The following is a 21,110-nucleotide window of genomic DNA, read 5'->3' on the forward strand; positions in this document are numbered from 1 at the left end:
AGAGGGAGTGTCAGTCGATATCAATGTTGACTGACATACCGCCTTCGCGAGCAAGCCCGCTCCCACATTGGTTTGTGGCTAGTCTTGGGGAATGTGTTTCAAATGGTTAGAACCGCCGCTTTTGGCGGTGTTGTCGCACAGCCTGATGTGCGCGCCTGTGATTAACTGCTGTCAGCAAAATGGACAGGAGTTTGCTTACTCATGGAATTGAGAATTGATCGACAGGCAATGGTGCCCGTCGTACAGCAAATCGTCGACGGACTGGCGAGCTGGATCCGTCAAAGCGAAGTGCCGCCCGCGACGCGTTTGCCTTCCGTGCGACAAATGGCACGGCTCAATTTGCTCAGCCAATCCAGCGTCATCGAAGCCTGTGAGCGCCTTGTCGCCCAGGGGATTCTGGCGTCGCGTCCCGGGTCAGGATTCTGTGTCGCCGCGGCGGCACCCGCGACGCCGCACGCATGGGAGCTTCCCGGGTTAGAAGGCGCAGAGCTGATGCAAAGGGGATGCACCGACAGCTTGTCGGGTGAACTGATGCTGGGGTATGGCGGTTTGCCCGAAAGCTGGCGCGAGACGGACGACCTCAGCTACGCCATTCGCCAGGTGGCCCGCACCGATATGGCCGGACTGTTCAACTACAGCACGCCGCTGGGCCTGCTGCCGTTGCGCCAGCAGATTCTCAAACGCTTGAAACCGCTCAATATCGAGGCGGACGAAAACCGCGTCCTGACCACTGCCGGCGCCAGCCAAGGACTCGACCTGATCGTGCGCACGCTGTTCAGGCCGGGAGACTGCGTGGTGGTGGAAAATCCCGGTTTTTCGCATCTGTTCGATTTGCTCAGGCTGCACGGCATTCAGATGCTTGAGGTGCCACGCACCGCGCAAGGCCCCGACACGCAAGCGCTCGAACGTGTACTGATCACGCACCGTCCGCGTGCGTTATTCATCAATAGCTTTCACCACAACCCCACGGGCAGTTGCATGACCCCCGTGGTAGCGCAACGGGTTCTGGAGTTGAGCAAGACGCATGGCGTGCTGGTGATCGAAGACGATGTTTATGCGGACTTTCACAATGCTCCCGGTACACGCCTCGCGGCGCTGGATGACGACGCCCGCGTGATCTACGTCGGCAGTTTCTCGAAGACCCTCAGCAGCTCACTGCGCGTCGGGTTTGTAGTGGCTAGCGCTGAGCTCATTGCGCGGCTGGCCGAGGTCAAGATGATCAGCAGCATGGGTGGGTCACGGTTTTGCGAGTCGGTGCTGGCCAGCCTGTTGGCCAACGGCGCCTATCGCAAATTGGTGCAACGCCAGCGCCAGCGCCTGAACGTGGACCGGGCCGCGGCATTGCAGGTGCTTGAAGATGCCGATTGGGAGGTGTTCGGCAAGCCGGCCGGCGGCTTGTTCATCTGGGCGCGATCGCCAATGTCCGACTACGCTCAGTTGCGCACGCATGCACAACGTTTCGGTGTCCTGCTGTCTTCCCCGACGGCATTCAGCCCGACTGGCGAAACCAACGACTGGCAGCGAATCAATGTGGCTTATGCCTGTGATCCGCGGGCCCGCCGGTTTTTCCAGGCCACTGCTTTGAATCGACCTAAAACGTTCTGAAAACGACGTGGGCGTAGCTTTTTGCCATTATTCCGACGCCAGAGACTTGTGTTGACACAGGCCCGTTGCGAATCTCCATCTACAGACTTTGGCAGGGGACTACGAGCAATGATTTCGGCCGTGCAAGGACGTTTTGCCAACCTCGGTATGGCGAAAAAACTGGGTATCGGGTTTGTCCTGGTCCTGTTGTTGACAGCCTTGGTGGCAGCCATTGGCGTATGGTCCCTGCAAACCATCAGTCAGCGCTTCGACGGGCTCAAGCAGATGTCGTTGCTTAACAGCGGCCTGCTCAAGGTGCGCTTGCTGGAACAGGAATACGCCTTGCACGGCAACCCGAAAACCGCCGACGCCCTGCGACAGGGGGTTGATGCTCTGGTTGCGCTGGCGGACCAGTTGAAGGCGCAGTCGGCGGCCAACGTGCCGGTGATGAACGATGTCGAGCAATCGCTGGCAGCCTATCGCAAGGCCTTCGACGAATTCGTTTCGCTGACCCAGGCCAAGGACCTGGCGCTGGAAATGGCCAGTTGGTCGGTGTCCAGCGTGGCGAATAACCTCGACGTGTTGCAGGCCGGTCTGGCGGACGATGGCGCTTATACCTTGAAGGATTCCGAAGGCAAGGACGGCGCTCAATTCATCGAACAGGCCAACCAGGTCAGCCAGGTGTCGCGTTTGATGTTACAGGCCATGAACGAAGCCCGTGTGCGCCTCGACCAGAGCCGCAAGGGCGACGACGACAGCGCCGGCAAAGGCAAGATCGAACAGGCCGATCAGGCGTTGGCCCAGGCCGAACAGCTGAAAACCACGGTGAAAGACGAGGGCTATCAGACCGTCCTCAATGAAGTCGCCGGCCACATCGCCAGTTTCAGCGAAAAACTGGCTGAGTACACCGGGCTGCTGGCCCAGGAAAAAACCGTCTACGAGCAACTGCATCAGCGCGCCGCCCAGGTCGTGGAGCGAGTGGATCAAGCCTATGTGGCCGAAGACGGGGCGATGCAGGCCGAGTTGAAAAAGAATTCGCTGTTGATCGTCGGCTCTTCGGCGCTGGCGCTGCTGGTCGGCCTGATCGCGGCGTGGGTGATTACCCGGTTGATCGTGGCGCCGCTGCGCAGTGTGATCCGTGTTGCCCAGCAAATTGCCGCGGGTGATTTGAGTGCGACGGTGGAAGTGACCCGCCGTGATGAAATCGGCCAGTTGATGTTGGCGATGCAACAGATGGGCGCAGGCCTGAGCAGTATTGTCAGTGGTTTGCAGGCGGGTATTGAGCAGTTGGCCAGTTCTGCGCAATCGCTGTCGGCGGTGACTGAGCAGACCAATCTGGAGGTCAGTAGCCAGAAGGAAGAAACCGAGCAGGTCGCCACGGCGATGAATCAGATGACCGCTACCGTGCACGATGTGGCGCGCAATGCTGAAGAGGCGGCTACGGCGGCGCAGACGGCGGATGACAAGGTTGAGAGTGGTCAGCAGGTGGTGCGTCAGAGTATGGCGCGGATCGAGCAATTGGCGGATTCGGCGACCTCGGCCAGTTCCAGCATCGAGAGCTTGAGTGCGGAGATTCAGAATATCGGCACGGTGCTGAGTGTGATTAAGAGTGTGGCTGAGCAGACTAACTTGTTGGCGCTCAACGCGGCCATCGAGGCGGCGCGGGCGGGTGAGCAGGGCAGGGGGTTTGCGGTGGTGGCTGATGAGGTGCGGGCGTTGGCCAAGCGTACTCAGCAGTCGACTGAGGAGATTGAGCGGTTGGTCAGTGCTTTGCGTTCGGCGGCGCAGTCGTCGGTGCAGCAGATTCAGAACAGTGGTGAGTTGGTGAAGCTGGCGGTGAGTGATGCTCTGCAGACTGAGAGTGCGTTGGGGAGTATTGCGGCGGCGGTGTCGTTGATTCAGCAGATGAATCAGCAGATTGCGGCGGCGGCTGAGGAGCAGAGTTCGGTGGCTGAGGAGATTAATCGTAGTGTGACGAGTATTCGTGCGAGTGCGGATCAGTCTTCGTTGGCGATGCAGGGGAATGCGGCTTCGAGTATTGAGTTGGCGCAGTTGGGGGTTGAGCTGAAGGGGATGGTTGGGCATTTTCGGCTTTGACGCTTTGACTTGGCGGCCTTTGGGCCGACCATGCTCTTTGTGATTTGGGTGTATATCCGTTTCTTCGGTAACGGCTGCTTGAGGTTTCGCCCTTACGGCGAGTCCCTTTTGGCAGACGCCCCAAAAGGAACCAAAAGGTCTCGCCCCGGCGTCCGGCCCCTCGCTTAGGCTCGGCGTGCCTTCGTTCCGGTGTCCATCTGGGGGCATCGCCTACGGTCGGCTTCGCTTCGACCTCCTCTCGATGTGTGCGGCTTCGCCGCACGGCGCTACGCGCCCACCCCCAGATGAACACCTCCACTCAGCCTCCCGAAGGGGCGGGTAGAGCAAGATCAAAGGCAGGCGAGCTAACGCTCGGCCTTGAGTGGTTAGAAGCGGGGCGGTGTGCGCTGGGCTGCTTCTGTAGGAGCGTGGCTTGCCCGCGAAGCCGTCCTGACAGACGACCAATCTCTCCCGAATGTACCCGGCCAAACTGTAGGAGCGAGGCTTGCCCGCGAAGGCGCCCCAACAGCCGACCAATCCCTCCCGGATGCCCTCGGTCAAAATTGTGGGAGCTGGCTTGCCTGCGAAGGCGCCCTGCCAGCCGACCAATCCCTCCCGGATGCACTCGATCAATTTGTAGGAGCGAGGCTTGCCCGCGAAGGCGGCCTGACAGCCGACCCATTTCTTCCGGCTGTACTCGGTCAAATTTGTGGGAGCTGGCTTGCCTGCGAATGCGCCCTGCCAGCCGACCAATCCCTCCCGGATACACTCAATCAAATTGTAGGAGCTGCCGAAGGCTGCGATCTTTTGATCTTCAAATCCAAGGCCAAAAAAAACCACCTCTCGGTGGCTTTTCCTGACTGTTTTGATCAGTCGTAAATCGCTTTTTTCTTCCAGTCGGCATCTGCCTCGACGTCTTTCAGGCCTTCGGTCAGTTGGTTGACTTCGCCTTCAGCCGGGGCTGTCTGGTCCATGACTTGGGCGTTGGCGCGGGCCAGGAGTTTTTCCAGGTATTCGAGTTGTTCGGCGTAGACCTGGGGTTCCTGTTGTTTGCGCAGGTATTGCACGCCGCGTTCGAACGCGAGGCGAGCCTGGCCGGGTTGGTTTTGTTGCAGGGAGTGCTGGCCGAGGTTGTTGAAGAACTCGATGTGCAGCAGTACCAGGATGTGGCGAACTTCGCGGATCCAGCGTTTGGCTTCGTTGGTCGGCAGGAAGCCGTCCTGGGCCGCGCGGGTGATTTGGCCGTGCAAGGCTTCGAGCAGGAAGCGTACGTCCTTGGCTTTGGCTTCGGTCTGGATCGGTGCCGGCGGGTTGTTGACCGGGATCGATTCGCCTTGGGCAACCAGCGTGGTCAGTTCGGCGATTCGCGCCTTTACAGTGGCATTGGTTTTTTCAAGGTTCAACAGGCGCTGGCAGACGTTCAGCTCCAGGCGAGTCAGCAGCAGCTTGAGCGCTGGTGTCATCAACTGGCCGGGGAAGGTCTCGGTGATTTCGCCGCAGCGACGCAGGCGGTCGTTGAGTTCAACCTTGGTGCGGGCCTTTTCCAGCTTATTGTTTTCCACCACATGGTTCATGTAGCCAATGGCGATCAATAGTGCGATCCCGGCTACAACTAGCAGGGTGATCATGAGTGGTGTCACCGGTAAGACCTCTTTATAGGGTTCGCGTGCGAGTGTAGTGGCTTGGCCTGGGGGCGCATAGGGCCGCTCGACGAGTTGGATCGGCCGCGACTCTACTTGTATCGGCCGAGACCCCACTTATATAAGTAGCAACGTGCGAGGTGCACATTGCCATCACTTGTGGCGTGGGTGGACTATAGCGCCTTGGCGGGTGACAGAATATAGGCGTCAAACACCGGGCGACGGAAAACCCGGATTCGCCTGTCAAAGCACGGCGAAGTCATTGATTTAAATAAATTTATATCAGGGGGTTGACGACCCCTCAATCCATCCATAGAATGCGCGCCACTTACAGCGTAAAGCACACAGCGAAACGCGGTAGGGAGTGAATGTTGTACGTGTGTCCCCTTCGTCTAGTGGCCTAGGACACCGCCCTTTCACGGCGGTAACAGGGGTTCGAGTCCCCTAGGGGACGCCATTGCGGGAATAGCTCAGTTGGTAGAGCACGACCTTGCCAAGGTCGGGGTCGCGAGTTCGAGTCTCGTTTCCCGCTCCATTTTTAAACAGCACTGCTTTCGGGCGGGGCTGAGTGAAACCAGAAACGATATCTTCGGATACGTATTTGGGCACTGAAATACACACCATGTGTTTCAGTTAGCGTGTCCCCTTCGTCTAGTGGCCTAGGACACCGCCCTTTCACGGCGGTAACAGGGGTTCGAGTCCCCTAGGGGACGCCATTTGCGGGAATAGCTCAGTTGGTAGAGCACGACCTTGCCAAGGTCGGGGTCGCGAGTTCGAGTCTCGTTTCCCGCTCCATATTTAACGAAAACGCCGCTCAGCAATGAGCGGCGTTTTTGTTTGTGTATGTGGGAGCGGGCTTGCTCGCGAAAACGGTGTATCAGTCGACAAATCATCAACTGACAGACTGCTTTCGCGAGCAAGCCCGCTCCCACATTGTTTTGTATTTCACGTCAAAGTAGCGGACCCGCCAAGATAGCGGGTCCGCGACAGCGATCAGAGCTTCGGCAACTGCCCGACGCGCCCCATCATCTCGGTCACGATCTGCAGGTCCAGCAGGAACTGGTCGACCGTCTTGAACTCGTTGTCGGTGTGGCCGGTGTACTTGACCTCAGGTCGGGCCAGGCCGAATTGCACGCCGTTAGGCAGCTCATGGACCGACGTGGCACCGGCGGAAGAGCCGAACTTGTGTTCCATGCCCAGGTTTTCAGTGGACACGGCCAGCAGAGCCTTGACCCATTCGCCCTCGGGATTGCGGTACATCGGCTCGGCGATCGAGTAGGTGAAGGTCGCCGGGACGTGGGTTTTCTTGCTCCAGGCGCCAATCTTGTCAGCAATTTTCGCCTTGAGCGCTTCCGGGGATTCGCCCTTCGGTACGCGCAGGTTGACCGCGAGCTTGAAGGTTTTGTCATCCATGCCGACGAAGGTCAGGGAAGTAGTCAGCGGACCCATGAAGGCGTCGGAGAAACCAACGCCCAATTTGCCACCCAGGTAATCCAGGCCCCAGTTATCGGCGGCGTAACGCGCGGCGTCGGTGATGTGGTTGTGCTTGAGTGCGACTTTGCCGTCGATGCTGTGGATGAAGTCCAGCATCCTCGCCACCGGGTTCACGCCGGACTCGGGCTCGGAGGAGTGCGCGGACACGCCGGTGACGGTCAGCTTGACGTCCTTGCCGTCGACCTTGGCGTTCACTTCGAAGTTACCGCCATTGCGCTTGGCATAATCAGCCCCGGCCTTCTGCAGGCTGGCGGCCAGTTCGGCGGGTTTATCGGTGACAAGGACGGCCACCGAAGCCGACGGAATCTGGTTGGTGGCCATCCCGCCAGTCATCGAGATGATTTCGGCGCCTTTGCCCTCGCCATCACGCCGTGGGAAGTTGCCCATGACCGTGCCGTAGCCTTTCTCGGCAATCACCACCGGGTAGCCGCCATCCAGCGCCAGGTTGTAGTTCGGCGTCGGGTTGTGTTCGAAGTAATAAGGAATGGCGTCGCCGCTGGTTTCTTCGGTGGTGTCGACCAACAGCTTGAAGTTACGGGCCAGTGGCAGCTTCTCTTCCTTGATGACTTTCATCGCGTACATCGCTACCACGATGCCGTTCTTGTCATCCTCGGTGCCCCGGCCGTACATGCGGTCGCCGATCAGGGTGACCTTGAACGGGTCGAGTTTGGTGCCGTCCTTTAGCACCCAGTTTTCCGGTGTCACTGGCACCACATCGGCATGGGCGTGGATGCCCACGACTTCATCACCGCTGCCTTCGAGGGATATTTCGTAGACGCGGTTGTCGATGTTGCGGAAGTTCAGATTGAACGCCTGGGCCAGGCCCTTGATCTTGTCGGCGATCTTGATGAATTCAGGGTTGTCGTGCTGGGCGACGCCTTCCACTTGGAAGGTCGGAATGGCCACCAGCTCACGCAGGGTTTCGGTGGCAGCGTTGCCATATTTCACCCGGGCATAAATACCCAGCAGGCGATTGATTTCGTTTTGCTGTTCAGCAGACAGGGTTTTGTTGTCGAGAAAAGCGCTGATGGCCGGGCCCAGGTTGGCGGTTTTGGCCAGTTCGCTCTTGGCCACGCTGCCCAGGAATTGCCGGAAATCCGTGGCCGATGCATCACTGAAAGCCTTGAGGATGGTCGCGCTTTGTTGCGCAGTGATGTTGGCGTGGGCCAGTGGGGTGAACGACGCAAGGCTCGCCAATACAAGAGTGGTAGCGGCCAGTTGCTTGAGAGAAAAATCCATTGCTGGGGGCATTCCTTCGCAGGTAGTGAGTAGGAAATATCTGATCGAGTAATCAGAAAGGTTCCCAAACTAACACCACGGGGAAGCAGTAGGGGAGCCCCTTAAGTGGGAACTGTCGCACAGAAACGCAAAAGCGACGCACAAACGAAAAAGGCCCGCCAGTCTGACTGAGCGGGCCTTTTGCGTGGGCGCGGGTTTACATCGACAGAATCAGGCGCCCGGCAAACAGGATCAAAATCACCCCCATGGTGCGTTCGAACCAGTGCCCCATGCGCATAAACAGCAGGCGCACCCGGGTACTGGAAAAGAACAGCGCGACGATCACAAACCACAGTGCGTTGACGAAGCACATCCACAGGCCATACAGCGCCTGGATCTGCAGCGGGGTCGTGGTGCTGATGATGGTGGTGAAGATCGCCAGGAAAAACAGCGTGGCTTTCGGGTTGGTCGCGTTGGTCAGGAAACCGGTGGTGAACGCCTTCAACAAAGTTTGTTCGACCACGGGTTCGTCAGCCGGCTTGTCACCTTCCAGTGCAGTCTTGGGTTTGCTGCGCAATAGGCTGACGCCGAGGTACAGAATGTAGGCGCCGCCCACGACTTTGGCCACGGTCAGTAACCAAGGCACGGTGTGCATCAATGCGCCGACGCCGAGCAGGGTGTACAGCACGTGCACGGAAATCCCCGCGCCAATCCCCAGCGCGGTGCAAATCCCGACCAGGCGACCGAAGCGCACGCTCTGGCGGATGGTCACGGCAAAGTCCGGTCCGGGGGCGACTACGGCCAGAAAGTGAATGGTCGCCAGCGCCAGAAACTCGCCCAGGTAATTCGAAAGCATCTCAACTCCAAAAAGTAAGGGGTGAAGCATTGCCGCGATAGCCGACAAAGAACGAAAGGCTCAACCGCGGGTCCGCCACGCCCGGGGTCACCGAGTGCATGCAGCGCGAATTGAACATGATGAAATCACCCGGATCAGGGCGTACCTCCAGGGTCGGAGGGCCAAGCAGGGACGGGTCGATGCCGTAACTGTCGCCACGCATTTCGTCGAATTGGTCAGGGGAAATGTCGTGGTCCCACATCTGCAACGCGCCGCCTTCGGTGGGCATGTTCAGGTAAACATTGCAGGCGAATTGCGCCTCCAGGCTGCGGGCCTGAAAACTGTCCGGGGCATCCTTGGCGAAGATGTCGTGATGGGCGAGGAAGCACACGCCGGGCTTCACCACCCTGGACAGCCCGACGTACATCTTGCGGCCATAGAGGTTTTCCAAGTGCGCGCCTGCCGGCCACGATTCGTCGAGCATGCAGCGCAAGGTGTCGACCGGGGATGAGTAGGGCGCACAGCGATTGCGCAGCTCCTCGATATTGCTGGTGGCGCGCTCGAAATAGTCTTCGATCAGCAGCGGCTGGTTTTCCGCTTCATAAAACGCCATGCCAATCCGGCCAATACTCGGCGCGTTGATGTAACCCTCAAAGCCCGGCGCAAGGATCTTGTCGCCAATCTGCACCGCCAGCGGCTGAGGCAAAAAGCCTTTGACGCGGATAGCGAGGACTTCTTCGTTGGCCAGTTTTTTTATGCACGTCTCATCGAGACGCTCGACGTCAAGCATCATGGTTTAGGTCCATCTATCGAGTAGTCAACGGAGCTCGCGAATGCAGGCTCCCCCGGCGTCAGGCGATGACAGTGTCGCCATCGCCAAAAAGCTCAATCCACGTGGTAGTGGACGGACAACGTGCCCTTTTTCTGCGAAAGGGAGTCGATCGTGACCGTGCCCAAATCCTTCAGGCTACGTACATGGGTGCCGCCACAGCCGTAGGCGGGCAGCTCACCGAAACCGATTTCCCGGGCGCCTTCGCGCAATGAAATCAGGCGTGGCAGGTCGTCGGCGATCCACTGCTCGATGCCGTTCTGCACGGTCTGGACATCCACCTCCGCAGCCGACTCCGCCGGTTTGAACTGCACACGGGCCTCGCCTGGCCAGTGATGGGCCTTGATCGGCATCCAGCCCATCGCCTGGACGAAGTGGCCGATCAGGTGACCAGCCGAATGCAGGCGGGTATTGAGTTGACGACGTGGTTCATCGACCCGGATCTGGGTCATGCCGAGCGCCACCGGTTGGTCGACGTAATGGACGATCCGGTCTGGATCCTGAGCCACCCGCAACACCCGGCTTTCACCGATCCAGCCGGTATCAAAAGGCTGGCCGCCGCCTTGGGGGTGAAACAGTGTGGCGCGCAAAACAACCGCGAATTCATTCTCGTGGGGCGTGCAATCCAGGACTTCCACATTGGCCTTGAGGTCATCACTATGGAAAAAGAGGCGAAGCGTCATATTCCATGCCCTTATTAAAGTTTCTATTTTTATTATATGAAGCGTGGAATTGCGTGATAATCCGTTCAAACATCAAAGGACTGTTGCGCTGTGAGCATAAATCTACCGTTGCCGCTGCTCGGGGAAATGGCGATTTTCGTCAAGGTTGTCGAGACCGGCAGCTTCTCCGAAGCGGCACGTCAATTAGGCTCGTCGCCGTCGGCGGTCAGTCGCAGCATCTCGCGCCTGGAAAAAGCCCTGGCCACCCGCTTGCTGCAGCGCACCACGCGAAAGCTGCGGCTGAGCGACGGCGGTGAAGAGGTGTTCAAGCGTTGCCAGGAAATGGTCAGCGCGGCCAAGTCGGTGATGGAAATCAGCGGTCAGTTCACCCATGAGGCCGAAGGCCTGGTGCGGGTCAGCGTGCCCAAAGCGGTGGGGCGATTTGTGATTCACCCGCATATGCCGGAATTTCTGCGGCGTTATCCCAAAGTGGATGTGGAGTTATTGCTCGAAGATCGGCAGGTGGATTTGATCGATGACAACGTCGATCTGGCGATCCGCATTACTGATCGCCCACCCGCAGGACTGGTCGGTCGGCAATTGCTGACCATCGACCATTTGCTCTGCGCGACGCCGCAGTACCTGGCCGAACACGGCACGCCGACCCATCCCCACGACTTGCTCAATCACAGCTGCATCTACCTGGGTGAAACCCCGAGCGATGCGCGCTGGAAATTCAAGAAAGGCACCAAGGCCGTGACCGTCGGCGTGCGCGGACGTTATGCGGCCAATCACACCGGCGTGCGATTGGGCGCGGTGTTGCAACACATCGGCATCGGCAGCCTGCCGTATTTCACCGCGCGTTATGCGCTGGAGCAGGGGCTGATTGTGCAAGTGTTGCCGGACTGGACCTTCCTCGCCTCTTACCATGGTGGCGCTTGGCTGCTGCATTCGCCGACTCGTTATCTGCCGCCCAAGCTGCGGGTGTTTATCGATTATCTGGTGGAGTGCCTGGAGAAGGAGCCGACCTTGAGCAAACCGGGTAAGCCCAGTGCGTTGAGCAAAGTCGCGGCGGAGTATGAGTTGCCGGAGAGTGATGGGTTGCTCTGACGGGCCTCATCGCGAGCAAGCTCGCTCCCACAGGGATCTTCATTGATTGCAAAATGGGATTCCGACACCGGTCAAATGTGGGAGCGAGCTTGCTCGCGAAGGCGTCCGTACAGGCACCGCATTACCCGAAGCAATGCCACAAAAAAAGGCCCGCATGAATCACCATGCGGGCCTTTTTGTATTTCCAACCGTGGATCAGTGCTTGCTGTCGTCCTGCGACATTGCCAGCAGCTGTTTTTCCTGGTTCCAGTCGAAAGGTTCGTCGTTCTGTTCGGCTTCAAAACGACGCTCTTCCAGCGCCTGATACAAGTCGATTTCATCATCGGGCATGTAGTGCAGGCAGTCGCCGGCGAAGTACCACAGCAGGTCGCGCGGCACCAAGTGAGCGATTTGTGGGTAGCGGGTGATTACCTGGCACAGGATGTCCTGGCCCAGGTATTGGCTTTCGATCGGATCGACCGGCAGCAATGCACGCAGTTCATCGAAGCGCTCCAGGAACAAGGCATGGCTTTCTTCGGGAACCTGTTCGGCCTCACCCACGGCGACCAGGATGCTGCGCAAGTGGTCAAGCAAGACGAGATGATCGGCAACGACATTGGACACGAGATAAGTCCTCAAGAGCAAAACGGGCGCGGGAGTATAAAGCTCCCGCGCCCATTTTTACATCGATGGCTGGATCAGCGGACTTTTCCCTCCTCCAGCATAAGCTCCTCTTTGTGGAAATCATCGACATCGATCACTTTGCGTCGCGCCACTTCGGCGTCACGCAGGGTTTGCGCTTCACCCGGTTGCAAGACCCCGGCTTCCAGCGCCGCGTCGATGGCATGTTCCCCGGCGGCCGGTTTGACCTGGCCGCTTTTGAGCGCCACATGCAGCTTTTTCTGCAACGGTTGTGCTGCGTTCAGCAGGTTGCAGGCATGTTGCAGGGCGCCGACGGCGTCGTCGGCCGATTGCGGACGGTAGCAACCGCCGAGCAACTCTTCGAGAGTCGGATCGCCCTTGGCCCGGCCAATCACCGCTGCCACTTCGGCACCGAGTTTGTCCGACGGCCCTTTGTGGCGACGACCGAACGGGAACACGATCACCCGCAGCAGGCAACCCAGCACCTTGTTCGGGAAGTTGCTCAGCAGTTCATCCAGTGCGCGCTCGGACTGGCCCAGGCTCTCTTCCATGGCCCAGATAAACAGCGGTGCCATGTGATCCGGTGAATCGAGATCGTGGTAACGCTTGAGCGCGGCGGAGGCCAGGTACATGTTGCTGAGCACATCCCCCAGACGCGCCGACAGGCGTTCACGGCGTTTCAGTTCGCCGCCCAGCAACATCATGCTCAGGTCGGCGAGCATCGCGAACGCGGCGGCCTGACGATTCAGGGCGCGGAAGTAACCCTGGCTGAGCTTGTTGCCCGGCGCGTGTTCGAAGTGCCCGAAACCGAGGTTCAACACCAGCGTACTGGCGGCGTTGCTCACGGCGAAACCGATGTGCTTGAGCAACAGGCCATCGAACTCGGTGAGTGCCTGATCCTTGTCTTCACGACCGGCGAGGGCCATTTCCTTGAGCACGAACGGATGGCAACGGATCGCGCCCTGGCCGAAGATCATCAGGTTGCGCGAGAGAATGTTCGCGCCTTCCACGGTGATGAAGATCGGCGCGCCATTCCAGCTGCGACCCAGGTAGTTGTTGGGTCCCATGATGATCGCCTTGCCGCCATGCACATCCATGGCGTGGCTGATGCACTCGCGGCCGCGTTCGGTCAGGTGGTATTTGAGAATTGCCGACAGCACTGACGGTTTTTCGCCAAGGTCTACCGCATTAGCGGTCAGCATCCGTGCGGCGTCCATCATCCAGGCATTGCCGCCGATACGCGCCATGGCTTCCTGAATACCTTCGAAGGCCGACAGCGGTACGTTGAATTGCTCGCGCACCTGAGCGTACTGGCCGGTCACCAGACTGGTGAACTTCGCCGCGCCGGTGCCGACTGCAGGCAGGGAAATCGAACGCCCCACCGACAGGCAGTTCATCAGCATCATCCAGCCCTTGCCGAGCATTTCCTGGCCGCCGATGAGGAAGTCCAGCGGAATGAACACGTCCTTGCCGGAGTTCGGGCCGTTCATGAACGCGGCGCCAAGCGGCAGGTGACGACGGCCGATTTCAACCCCGGCGGTGTCGGTCGGGATCAGTGCCAGGCTGATGCCCAGGTCTTCCTTGTCACCGAGCAAATGATCCGGGTCATAGGCCTTGAAGGCCAGGCCGAGCAGAGTGGCCACCGGGCCGAGGGTGATGTAGCGTTTTTCCCAGTTCAGGCGCAGGCCCAGGGTTTCCTGACCTTCCCATTCGCCTTTGCAGATGACCCCGGTGTCGGGCATCGCGCCGGCATCGGAACCGGCCAACGGACCGGTCAAGGCGAAGCACGGAATGTCATCGCCGCGAGCCAGCCGTGGCAGGTAATGGTTGCGTTGTTCGTCGGTGCCGTAATGCAGCAACAGTTCGGCCGGGCCGAGTGAGTTGGGGACCATCACGGTGGAGGCGAGGTCGCCGCTGCGGGTCGCCAGTTTCATCGCAACCTGGGAGTGGGCATAGGCGGAGAAGCCTTTGCCACCGAACTCTTTGGGGATGATGAGGGCGAAGAAGCCGTTTTCCTTGATATGCGCCCAGGCTTCGGGCGGCAGGTCCATGTCCTGGCCGATCTGCCAGTCACTGACCATGGCACAGAGTTCTTCGGTCGGGCCGTCGATAAAGGCCTGTTCCTCTTCGCTCAACTGCGCTTTTGGATAGGACAGCAATTTGTCCCAGTCCGGACGACCACTGAACAGTTCGCCGTCCCACCAGACCGTGCCGGCGTCGATGGCATCGCGTTCGGTTTGCGACATCGGCGGCAGGGTTTTCTGGAACCAGCTGAACAGCGGCGCGCTGAAGAATTTGCGGCGCAGGTCAGGCAGCAACAATGGCGCTGCGACCGCCGCGATCAAGACCCAGAGAAGCAGCAACAGCCAACCCGGCGCATGGCTGAACGCGCCCATCGCCACCACGTACACCGCAACGATGCCCAAGGCAGGCAGCGGGGCGATGCGGCGATGGGCCAAATAAGCTATTCCAACGATCAGAACCAGTATCCACAACAACAGCATATTTAATCCTCCGTGAAGCCAGGGCAAAACCAACTTTCAGAGCTTAGACGGCATCCGCAAAATCGGGTGGTCAGAGCAATGGATAGAAATCGTGGGAAACCTTGGATGGGTTTTGTAAGACCTGTTGGCATCAGGCCTCGGAAATCGTTCGCAAGGTGAGCGGCAAAGCGCCCATGTTTGGCCGAATCGTCGTTATCTCTGTGCTGAAGGTGTCGTTAGACTCGAGGCTCCCCCAGGAGATCGCCCTCATGCACGAGTATCTGAATCCCGGCCGCTTCATCGATAGTGACCACCCTGCGGTGGTGGAGTTCGCCGAAAAACATCGCGGTGTCAGTCGCGATCCGTGCGAGCAGGCGATCAATCTGTATTACGCGGTGCGTGAGGCCGTGCGCTACAACCCTTACACCTTCAGTCGCGACCCAGACACCTTGCGCGGCAGTTACGCGCTGGCGGCCGGCGAAAGTTATTGCGTGCCCAAGGCCACGTTGCTGGCGGCATGTGCCCGGCATTGCGGGATTGCGGCGCGCATCGGCCTGGCGGACGTGCGCAATCACCTGTCGACCCCGCGTCTGCTGGAGCTGCTCAAGAGTGACGTGTTCGCTATGCACGGTTATACCGAGCTGTACCTGAACGAACGCTGGGTCAAGGCCACTCCGGCGTTCAATCAAGGTTTGTGCGAATTATTCAATGTCGCGCCGCTGGAATTCGATGGGCTGAACGACAGCGTTTTCCATCCCTTCAACCGCGACGGCGAGCAACTGATGGAATACCTGGTGGACCACGGCCAGTTTCCTGATGTGCCTGAAGCGTTCTTTTTCGAACACCTGGAAAAATGCTATCCGCATCTGTTCGGCGAGCAACTGCCCGTGTTGTTGGGGGACATGCAGAGTGATTTGAGTCGCGCCTGATCCGGCGTATGCTGCCTGCGCATTCATCCAAGAAGAGGCAGTCATGCTGAAGATATGGGGTCGGAAAAACTCGTCGAATGTCAGGAAACCACTGTGGGCCGCCGAGGAACTGGGCCTGGCCTATGAGGCCATCGATGCCGGTGGAGCGTTCGGGGTGGTGGACACGCCGGAATACCGTGCGATGAATCCCAATGGCCGCGTGCCGGTGATTCAGGACGACGGCTTCGTACTGTGGGAATCCAACGCCATCGTGCGTTACCTGATGGCTCGCCACGCCAGCGACACGGCTTGGTATCCGCGCGACATCCAGGCCCGGGCGTCTGCCGATAAGTGGATGGACTGGACCAGCTCAAGTTTTGCCAGCCCGTTCCGCACGGTGTTCTGGGGCGTGGTGCGCACCCCGAAAGAGCAGCAGGACTGGACCGCTATCAATGCGGCGATCAAAGAGTGCGATGGCCTGCTGTCGATGGTCGATCAGGCGCTGGCGCTGAAGCCGTACCTGTCCGGCGATGAAATCGGCATGGGCGACATTCCTCTGGGCAGCTTCATTTATGCCTGGTTCGAGATGCCGATCGAGCGCGCGCCGCAACCGCATCTGCAAGCCTGGTACGCGCGATTGAAACAGCGTCCGGCGTATCAAAAAGCCGTCATGACCGCGTTGACTTAATACTCACTATCGACACACTTGACTGTACTTGTGTGGCGGCGACAAGCACCATTGCCCTCATGCGCCGTGGTTGTATTGATCGCCGCCCGCCCTTATTTATTCCTTTCCTCCCTTCTTGGTGCGTATCCCGATATGAGTTCCGCTCTGTCCATCCGGCAGCTAACCAAAACCTACGGCAACGGTTTCCAGGCCCTGAGTGGTATCGATCTGGACGTCGCTGAAGGTGACTTTTTCGCCTTGCTCGGCCCTAACGGCGCCGGCAAATCCACGACCATCGGCATTCTTTCGACCCTGGTGAATAAGACCACGGGCACGGTGAATATCTTCGGCCATGACCTGGACAAGAATCCTGCGCAGCTCAAGCGCTCCATCGGCGTGGTGCCGCAGGAATTCAACTTCAACCAGTTTGAAAAGACTTTCGACATCGTCGTGACCCAGGCTGGTTATTACGGCATCCCGCCGAAAATCGCCAAAGAACGCGCCGAGCAATACCTGACGCAACTGGGCCTGTGGGACAAACGCGATGTGCCGTCTCGCTCACTGTCCGGCGGCATGAAGCGTCGCCTGATGATCGCCCGCGCGCTGGTTCACGAACCGCGCCTGTTGATCCTCGACGAACCGACGGCGGGGGTGGACATCGAATTGCGTCGCTCGATGTGGACCTTCCTCACCGAGCTGAATCAGAAAGGCATCACGATCATCCTCACCACGCACTATCTGGAAGAGGCTGAACAGTTGTGCCGCAACATCGGGATCATCGACCACGGCACCATCGTCGAGAACACCAGCATGAAGCAACTGCTCAGCCAACTGCATGTGGAAACCTTCCTGCTCGACACCAAGAACACGCTCAACGTGGTGCCGCAGTTACTCGGTTACCCGACCCGGCTGATCGACGGCCACACCCTGGAAGTCCAGGTGGACAAGGCCATGGGCATCACCGCGCTGTTTACCCAGTTGGCGCAGCAGAACATTGAAGTGCTGAGCCTGCGTAACAAAACCAATCGCCTCGAGGAGTTGTTCGTGTCCCTGGTGGAGAAAAATCTGTCGAAGGTGGCGGTATGAGTTCCGAGCTGCAACCCAACCTCGTCGCCCTCAATACCATCGTTTACCGCGAAGTGAAGCGCTTTACCCGGATCTGGCCGCAGACCCTGCTGCCGCCGGCAATCACCATGGTTTTGTACTTCGTGATCTTCGGCAATCTGATCGGCAAGCAGATTGGCGGCATGGGTGGCTTCACCTACATGGAGTACATCGTGCCGGGGCTGATCATGATGTCGGTGATCACCAACTCCTACGGCAACGTGGTGTCGAGTTTCTTCGGCAGCAAGTTCCAGCGTTCCATCGAGGAATTGATGGTCTCGCCGGTGTCGCCGCATACGATTCTGATCGGCTACACCCTGGGCGGCGTGCTGCGCGGGCTGATGGTCGGGGTGATCGTGACGATCCTGTCGCTGTTCTTCACCGATTTGCAGGTGCATCACCTGGGTGTGACCATTTTGGTGGTGGTGCTGACGGCGACGATCTTCTCGCTGCTGGGCTTCATCAACGCGGTGTTTGCGCGCAACTTCGATGACATCTCGATCATCCCGACCTTCGTGCTGACACCGCTGACGTACCTGGGCGGGGTGTTCTACTCGATCTCGTTGCTGCCACCGTTCTGGCAGACCGTGTCCCTGGCCAACCCGGTGCTGCACATGGTCAACGCCTTCCGTTACGGCATCCTTGGCGTTTCGGACATCAAGATCAGCGTGGCGATTACCTTCATGCTGGTGGCGACCGTGGCGTTGTACATCGGTTGTGCGCGGTTGCTGGTGAGTGGGCGCGGGATGCGTACCTGATTCGGGACCGCGTCGCCTGAAATCGCGAGCAAGCTCGCTCCCACATTGGACTTGTGAACGACACAAAACCCCTGTGGGAGCGAGCTTGCTCGCGATAGCGTCAGCCCAGACAACTCTATAAAAAACGGCCTCCAAAATTGGAGGCCGTTTTGCATTCTCACATCCGGTTCTTCTTGCGCCGCGCCCATTGCCGCGCCACCCACCAACGCCAATACATCATGGTTGCGCAATAGGCGAGGGCGCCCAACACCAAACCCACCACCACCGACCCCAGCAAAAATGGCTGCCACAAGGTCGAGAGTTCGCCGCTTATCCACTCCCAGGTCAGTTCGTCGGGCAGATGCCGGGCCGGCACATCCATCAGCCAGGCGCCGGTCTGGTAAGTACAGAAGAACACGGCGGGCATGGTGATCGGGTTGGTCAGCCAGACCAGGCTCACCGCGATCGGCATGTTGCCGCGCACCATGATCGCGAGCACCGCAGCCACCAGCATTTGCAGCGGAATCGGCAGAAACGCCGCGAACAGGCCGACGGCCATCGCCCGGGCTACCGAGTGGCGGTTGAGGTGCCAAAGGTTCGGGTCATGCAGCAGGGTGCCGAGAAAGCGTAAGGATTTGTGTTCCTTGATGCTGGTCGGGTCTGGCATGTAGCGTTTGAATAAGCGCCGGGGCATAAGGCTTCTCGGTCGGTTCAGGCGGCAAGTATGTCTGGATTCTATTAGCGACCCATTCAGACTTTGTGACAATTGATAACGACGTCCGTGCGCCGGGTCGTCTATGCCTAACGAGGGAACTCTCAAGGACGGGCTTATGCGCACAGGGATGGTGGCGCTGGCGCTCGGGTTATTGGCGTTGCGTTTTTTACCGGTGTTACCGCCGGTCTGGTTATGGTTGTTGCTGCCGGTGGTGGGTTTGATGTTGCTGCCCTTTCCCACGTATCCGTTGGCATTTTTTCTGTTTGGCTTCAGTTGGGCCTGTGGACAGGCGCAATCGGCGCTGGACGATCGACTGCCAGCGAATCTGGACGGTGAAACCCGCTGGGTCGAAGGTCGAGTGGTGGGTTTGCCGCAGAGCAGCGAGAAAGTGCTGCGTTTCGAATTGGCAGACGCGCGTTCGCGACACGGATCTGTGCCGCCGCTGATGCGCCTGGCCTGGTACGGAGGGCCGCCGGTCAATAGCGGCGAACGCTGGCGGATGGCGGTGAAGTTGAAGCGCCCGACCGGCCTGCTCAATCCCCACGCTTTCGATTACGACGCCTGGCTGCTGGCACAAGGCATCGGCGCGACCGGCACGGTCAAGGATGGCCAGCGCCTGTCATCCGCCCGCTGGGCCTGGCGCGACGGTATTCGCCAGCGTTTGCTAAGTGTCGATGCCCAAGGGCGAGCCGGAGCGCTGGCGGCGTTGGTGCTGGGCGATGGCACCGGGTTGAGCCGCGAGGACTGGCAGGTGCTGCAAGACACCGGCACCGTGCACCTGCTGGTGATTTCCGGGCAGCACATCGGTTTGCTCGCGGGTTTGGTGTATTTGCTGATCGCCGGGCTCGCCCGATATGGCCTGTGGCCGGTGCGTTGGCCCTGGTTGCCGTGGGCGTGTGGGCTGGCATTCGCTGCGGCGCTCGGTTATGGGCTGCTGGCCGGTTTCGAAGTACCGGTGCGCCGGGCCTGCGTGATGATTGGCCTGGTGCTGTTGTGGCGGCTGCGCTTTCGTCATCTCGGCGCTTGGTGGCCGTTGTTGCTGGCGCTGGATGGCGTCTTGTTGCTGGACCCGCTCGCGAGTCTGCAGCCCGGATTCTGGCTGTCCTTTGCGGCGGTGGCGGTGTTGATTTTCACTTTCGGCGGTCGGTTGGGCCCTTGGCGCTGGTGGCAAACCTGGACCCGCGCCCAATGGCTGATTGCAATCGGCCTGTGCCCGCTGCTGCTGATGTTGGGGTTGCCCATCAGCGTGAGTGGACCGCTGGTTAATCTGCTCGCGGTGCCGTGGATCAGTCTGGTGGTCTTGCCGCCAGCCTTGCTCGGGACATTGCTGTTGCCGGTGCCTTACGTGGGGGAAGGGTTGCTGTGGTTGGCCGGCGGGCTGATCGATTTGCTGTTCAAGGGCCTGGCACTCATGGCGAATCAGTTGCCCGCGTGGGTGCCGGTGGCAGTGCCGCCATGGATCGGGGCTATCGGCGCATTGGGCGCCTTTCTTCTATTAATGCCACGCGGCGTTCCGTTGCGCCCATTGGGCTGGCCGATGCTATTGCTGCTGGCATTTCCACCGCGCGAAGAGGTGCCCGAAGGCTGGGCCGAGATCTGGCAACTGGATGTCGGCCAGGGTTTGGCAATCCTGGTGCGCACTCGCCAGCACACGCTGCTGTACGACGCCGGCCCGCGTTTCGGTGATTTCGACCTCGGTGAACGGGTGGTTCTGCCGGCATTGCGCAAACTCGGGGTGAACGGAGTCGATCTGATGCTGCTCAGTCACGCCGACGCCGACCACGCTGGTGGTGCGCGAGCCGTCTCACAGGGACTGAAAGTAGCGCGGGTGATCAGTGGCGATCCGCTGGCGCTGCCAACAGAGTTACAGGCCGAGGGCTGCGAAAGTGGCCAGCAATGGACCTGGGATGGCGTGACCTTCCGGCTCTGGCAATGGTCGGCGGCCAGCGAAAGCAATCAGAAATCCTGCGTCTTGCAAATCGAAGCCAATGGTGAACGCCTGCTGCTGACCGGCGACATCGATACCCACGCCGAACGCGCGCTCCTGGACAGCCCATTGGCGGTGCCCACCGATTGGCTGGCGGCGCCACACCACGGCAGTCGCAGTTCGTCATCCATGGCACTGCTCACCACGCTGCAACCCAAAGCGGTGCTGATCTCGCGCGGTCACGGCAACTCTTTCGGGCATCCCCATCCGACGGTCATGGCGCGGTATCGCAAACGGGGCTTGCACATCTATGACAGCGCCGAGCACGGCGCCGTCCGTCTGCAACTGGGCAGCTTCAAACCACCGCGAACGATGCGTCAACAACGGCGCTTCTGGCGCGATGTGCCTGCGCTGAATAAATAACTGGCCGGACGGGATGCGACATCCCGGTCTTCGGTGCGCCGACCCCCTATGTTAGAGTGGCGCACTTTTTCGAGGGG

Annotated in this window: 16 protein-coding genes, 4 tRNA genes and 1 pseudogene; 13 read left to right on the forward strand and 8 right to left on the reverse strand. The window is 59.5% G+C overall.

What is annotated here, in order from left to right; genetic code table 11:
• The first annotated feature begins 201 nt into the window (after positions 1-201).
• From NK667_RS03365 to NK667_RS32755, 3 genes and pseudogenes are all read left to right on the forward strand, one after another.
• On the forward strand, positions 202-1,605 hold the full coding sequence (locus NK667_RS03365; RefSeq protein ID WP_054613840.1) for an aminotransferase-like domain-containing protein: 1,404 nt from the start codon (positions 202-204) through the stop codon (positions 1,603-1,605).
• 990 nt (positions 1,606-2,595) lie between these two features.
• A pseudogene (locus NK667_RS32750) lies at positions 2,596-2,820 on the forward strand (HAMP domain-containing protein); the annotation flags it as partial.
• Positions 2,818-3,681, forward strand: coding sequence for a methyl-accepting chemotaxis protein (locus NK667_RS32755; protein ID WP_401329210.1), 864 nt, complete (start codon positions 2,818-2,820; stop codon positions 3,679-3,681). The pseudogene NK667_RS32750 and the gene NK667_RS32755, both read left to right, overlap by 3 nt.
• 848 nt (positions 3,682-4,529) lie before the next feature.
• Here NK667_RS32755 and NK667_RS03375 read toward each other — a convergent pair.
• Positions 4,530-5,288 (reverse strand): hypothetical protein, encoded by a 759-nt coding sequence (locus NK667_RS03375; protein WP_054051713.1) that lies wholly within the window; start codon positions 5,286-5,288, stop codon positions 4,530-4,532.
• Between the two features lie 393 nt (positions 5,289-5,681).
• Here NK667_RS03375 and NK667_RS03380 point away from each other — a divergent pair.
• The 4 genes from NK667_RS03380 to NK667_RS03395 all read left to right on the forward strand — a co-directional run bounded on the left by NK667_RS03380 (position 5,682) and on the right by NK667_RS03395 (position 6,095).
• Positions 5,682-5,757 (forward strand) — tRNA-Glu (locus tag NK667_RS03380).
• A 2-nt stretch (positions 5,758-5,759) separates the two neighbouring features.
• Positions 5,760-5,835, forward strand: a tRNA-Gly gene (locus NK667_RS03385).
• A 105-nt stretch (positions 5,836-5,940) separates the two neighbouring features.
• Positions 5,941-6,016: transfer RNA gene (locus NK667_RS03390), tRNA-Glu, on the forward strand.
• A 3-nt stretch (positions 6,017-6,019) separates the two neighbouring features.
• Positions 6,020-6,095, forward strand: a tRNA-Gly gene (locus NK667_RS03395).
• Between the two features lie 198 nt (positions 6,096-6,293).
• On the opposite strand, the gene NK667_RS03400 is transcribed toward NK667_RS03395, so the two are convergent.
• From NK667_RS03400 to NK667_RS03415, 4 genes are all read right to left on the reverse strand, one after another.
• A complete protein-coding gene (locus NK667_RS03400) occupies positions 6,294-8,033 on the reverse strand; it encodes a dipeptidase (RefSeq protein ID WP_054613843.1) in 1,740 nt (579 codons plus the stop codon).
• Positions 8,034-8,229: 196 nt separating this feature from the next.
• Positions 8,230-8,868, reverse strand: a complete 639-nt coding sequence (locus NK667_RS03405; protein ID WP_054613844.1) for a LysE family translocator — start codon at positions 8,866-8,868, stop codon at positions 8,230-8,232.
• A 1-nt stretch (position 8,869) separates the two neighbouring features.
• Positions 8,870-9,640 carry a 2OG-Fe(II) oxygenase gene (locus NK667_RS03410; RefSeq protein WP_054051719.1) on the reverse strand — a complete coding sequence of 257 codons (771 nt, stop codon included), beginning with the start codon at positions 9,638-9,640 and terminating at the stop codon, positions 8,870-8,872.
• 92 nt (positions 9,641-9,732) lie between these two features.
• Positions 9,733-10,359, reverse strand: a complete 627-nt coding sequence (locus NK667_RS03415; protein ID WP_054613845.1) for an alanyl-tRNA editing protein — start codon at positions 10,357-10,359, stop codon at positions 9,733-9,735.
• Between the two features lie 90 nt (positions 10,360-10,449).
• Between NK667_RS03415 and NK667_RS03420 the strand changes: the two genes are divergently transcribed.
• Positions 10,450-11,448, forward strand: a complete 999-nt coding sequence (locus NK667_RS03420; protein WP_054613846.1) for a LysR family transcriptional regulator — start codon at positions 10,450-10,452, stop codon at positions 11,446-11,448.
• 195 nt (positions 11,449-11,643) lie between these two features.
• On the opposite strand, the gene NK667_RS03425 is transcribed toward NK667_RS03420, so the two are convergent.
• Together NK667_RS03425 and NK667_RS03430 are read right to left on the reverse strand one after the other, a co-directional pair.
• Positions 11,644-12,051, reverse strand: a complete 408-nt coding sequence (locus tag NK667_RS03425) for a PA2817 family protein (protein WP_054051726.1) — start codon at positions 12,049-12,051, stop codon at positions 11,644-11,646.
• Positions 12,052-12,125: 74 nt separating this feature from the next.
• Positions 12,126-14,573, reverse strand: a complete 2,448-nt coding sequence (locus tag NK667_RS03430; RefSeq protein WP_054613847.1) for an acyl-CoA dehydrogenase — start codon at positions 14,571-14,573, stop codon at positions 12,126-12,128.
• A gap of 248 nt (positions 14,574-14,821) precedes the next feature.
• Between NK667_RS03430 and NK667_RS03435 the strand changes: the two genes are divergently transcribed.
• The 4 genes from NK667_RS03435 to NK667_RS03450 all read left to right on the forward strand — a co-directional run bounded on the left by NK667_RS03435 (position 14,822) and on the right by NK667_RS03450 (position 17,989).
• The gene (locus NK667_RS03435; RefSeq protein WP_054613848.1) at positions 14,822-15,481 is read left to right on the forward strand and encodes a transglutaminase-like domain-containing protein; all 660 of its coding nucleotides are present in this window, start codon (positions 14,822-14,824) and stop codon (positions 15,479-15,481) included.
• 43 nt (positions 15,482-15,524) lie between these two features.
• Complete coding sequence (locus NK667_RS03440) at positions 15,525-16,148, forward strand: glutathione S-transferase family protein (protein WP_054613849.1); 624 nt, start codon at positions 15,525-15,527, stop codon at positions 16,146-16,148.
• 132 nt (positions 16,149-16,280) lie between these two features.
• Complete coding sequence (locus tag NK667_RS03445) at positions 16,281-17,213, forward strand: ABC transporter ATP-binding protein (RefSeq protein WP_054051734.1); 933 nt, start codon at positions 16,281-16,283, stop codon at positions 17,211-17,213.
• Complete coding sequence (locus NK667_RS03450; RefSeq protein WP_054051736.1) at positions 17,210-17,989, forward strand: ABC transporter permease; 780 nt, start codon at positions 17,210-17,212, stop codon at positions 17,987-17,989. Before NK667_RS03445 ends, NK667_RS03450 begins: the two co-directional genes overlap by 4 nt.
• Positions 17,990-18,146: 157 nt before the next feature.
• On the opposite strand, the gene NK667_RS03455 is transcribed toward NK667_RS03450, so the two are convergent.
• A complete protein-coding gene (locus NK667_RS03455; RefSeq protein ID WP_054613850.1) occupies positions 18,147-18,662 on the reverse strand; it encodes a DUF2062 domain-containing protein in 516 nt (171 codons plus the stop codon).
• 136 nt (positions 18,663-18,798) lie between these two features.
• Between NK667_RS03455 and NK667_RS03460 the strand changes: the two genes are divergently transcribed.
• Positions 18,799-21,033 (forward strand): DNA internalization-related competence protein ComEC/Rec2, encoded by a 2,235-nt coding sequence (locus NK667_RS03460; protein WP_054613851.1) that lies wholly within the window; start codon positions 18,799-18,801, stop codon positions 21,031-21,033.
• Positions 21,034-21,110: the final 77 nt, after the last annotated feature.

This window comes from Pseudomonas nunensis, from assembly GCF_024296925.1.
Classification (GTDB): domain Bacteria; phylum Pseudomonadota; class Gammaproteobacteria; order Pseudomonadales; family Pseudomonadaceae; genus Aquipseudomonas; species Aquipseudomonas nunensis.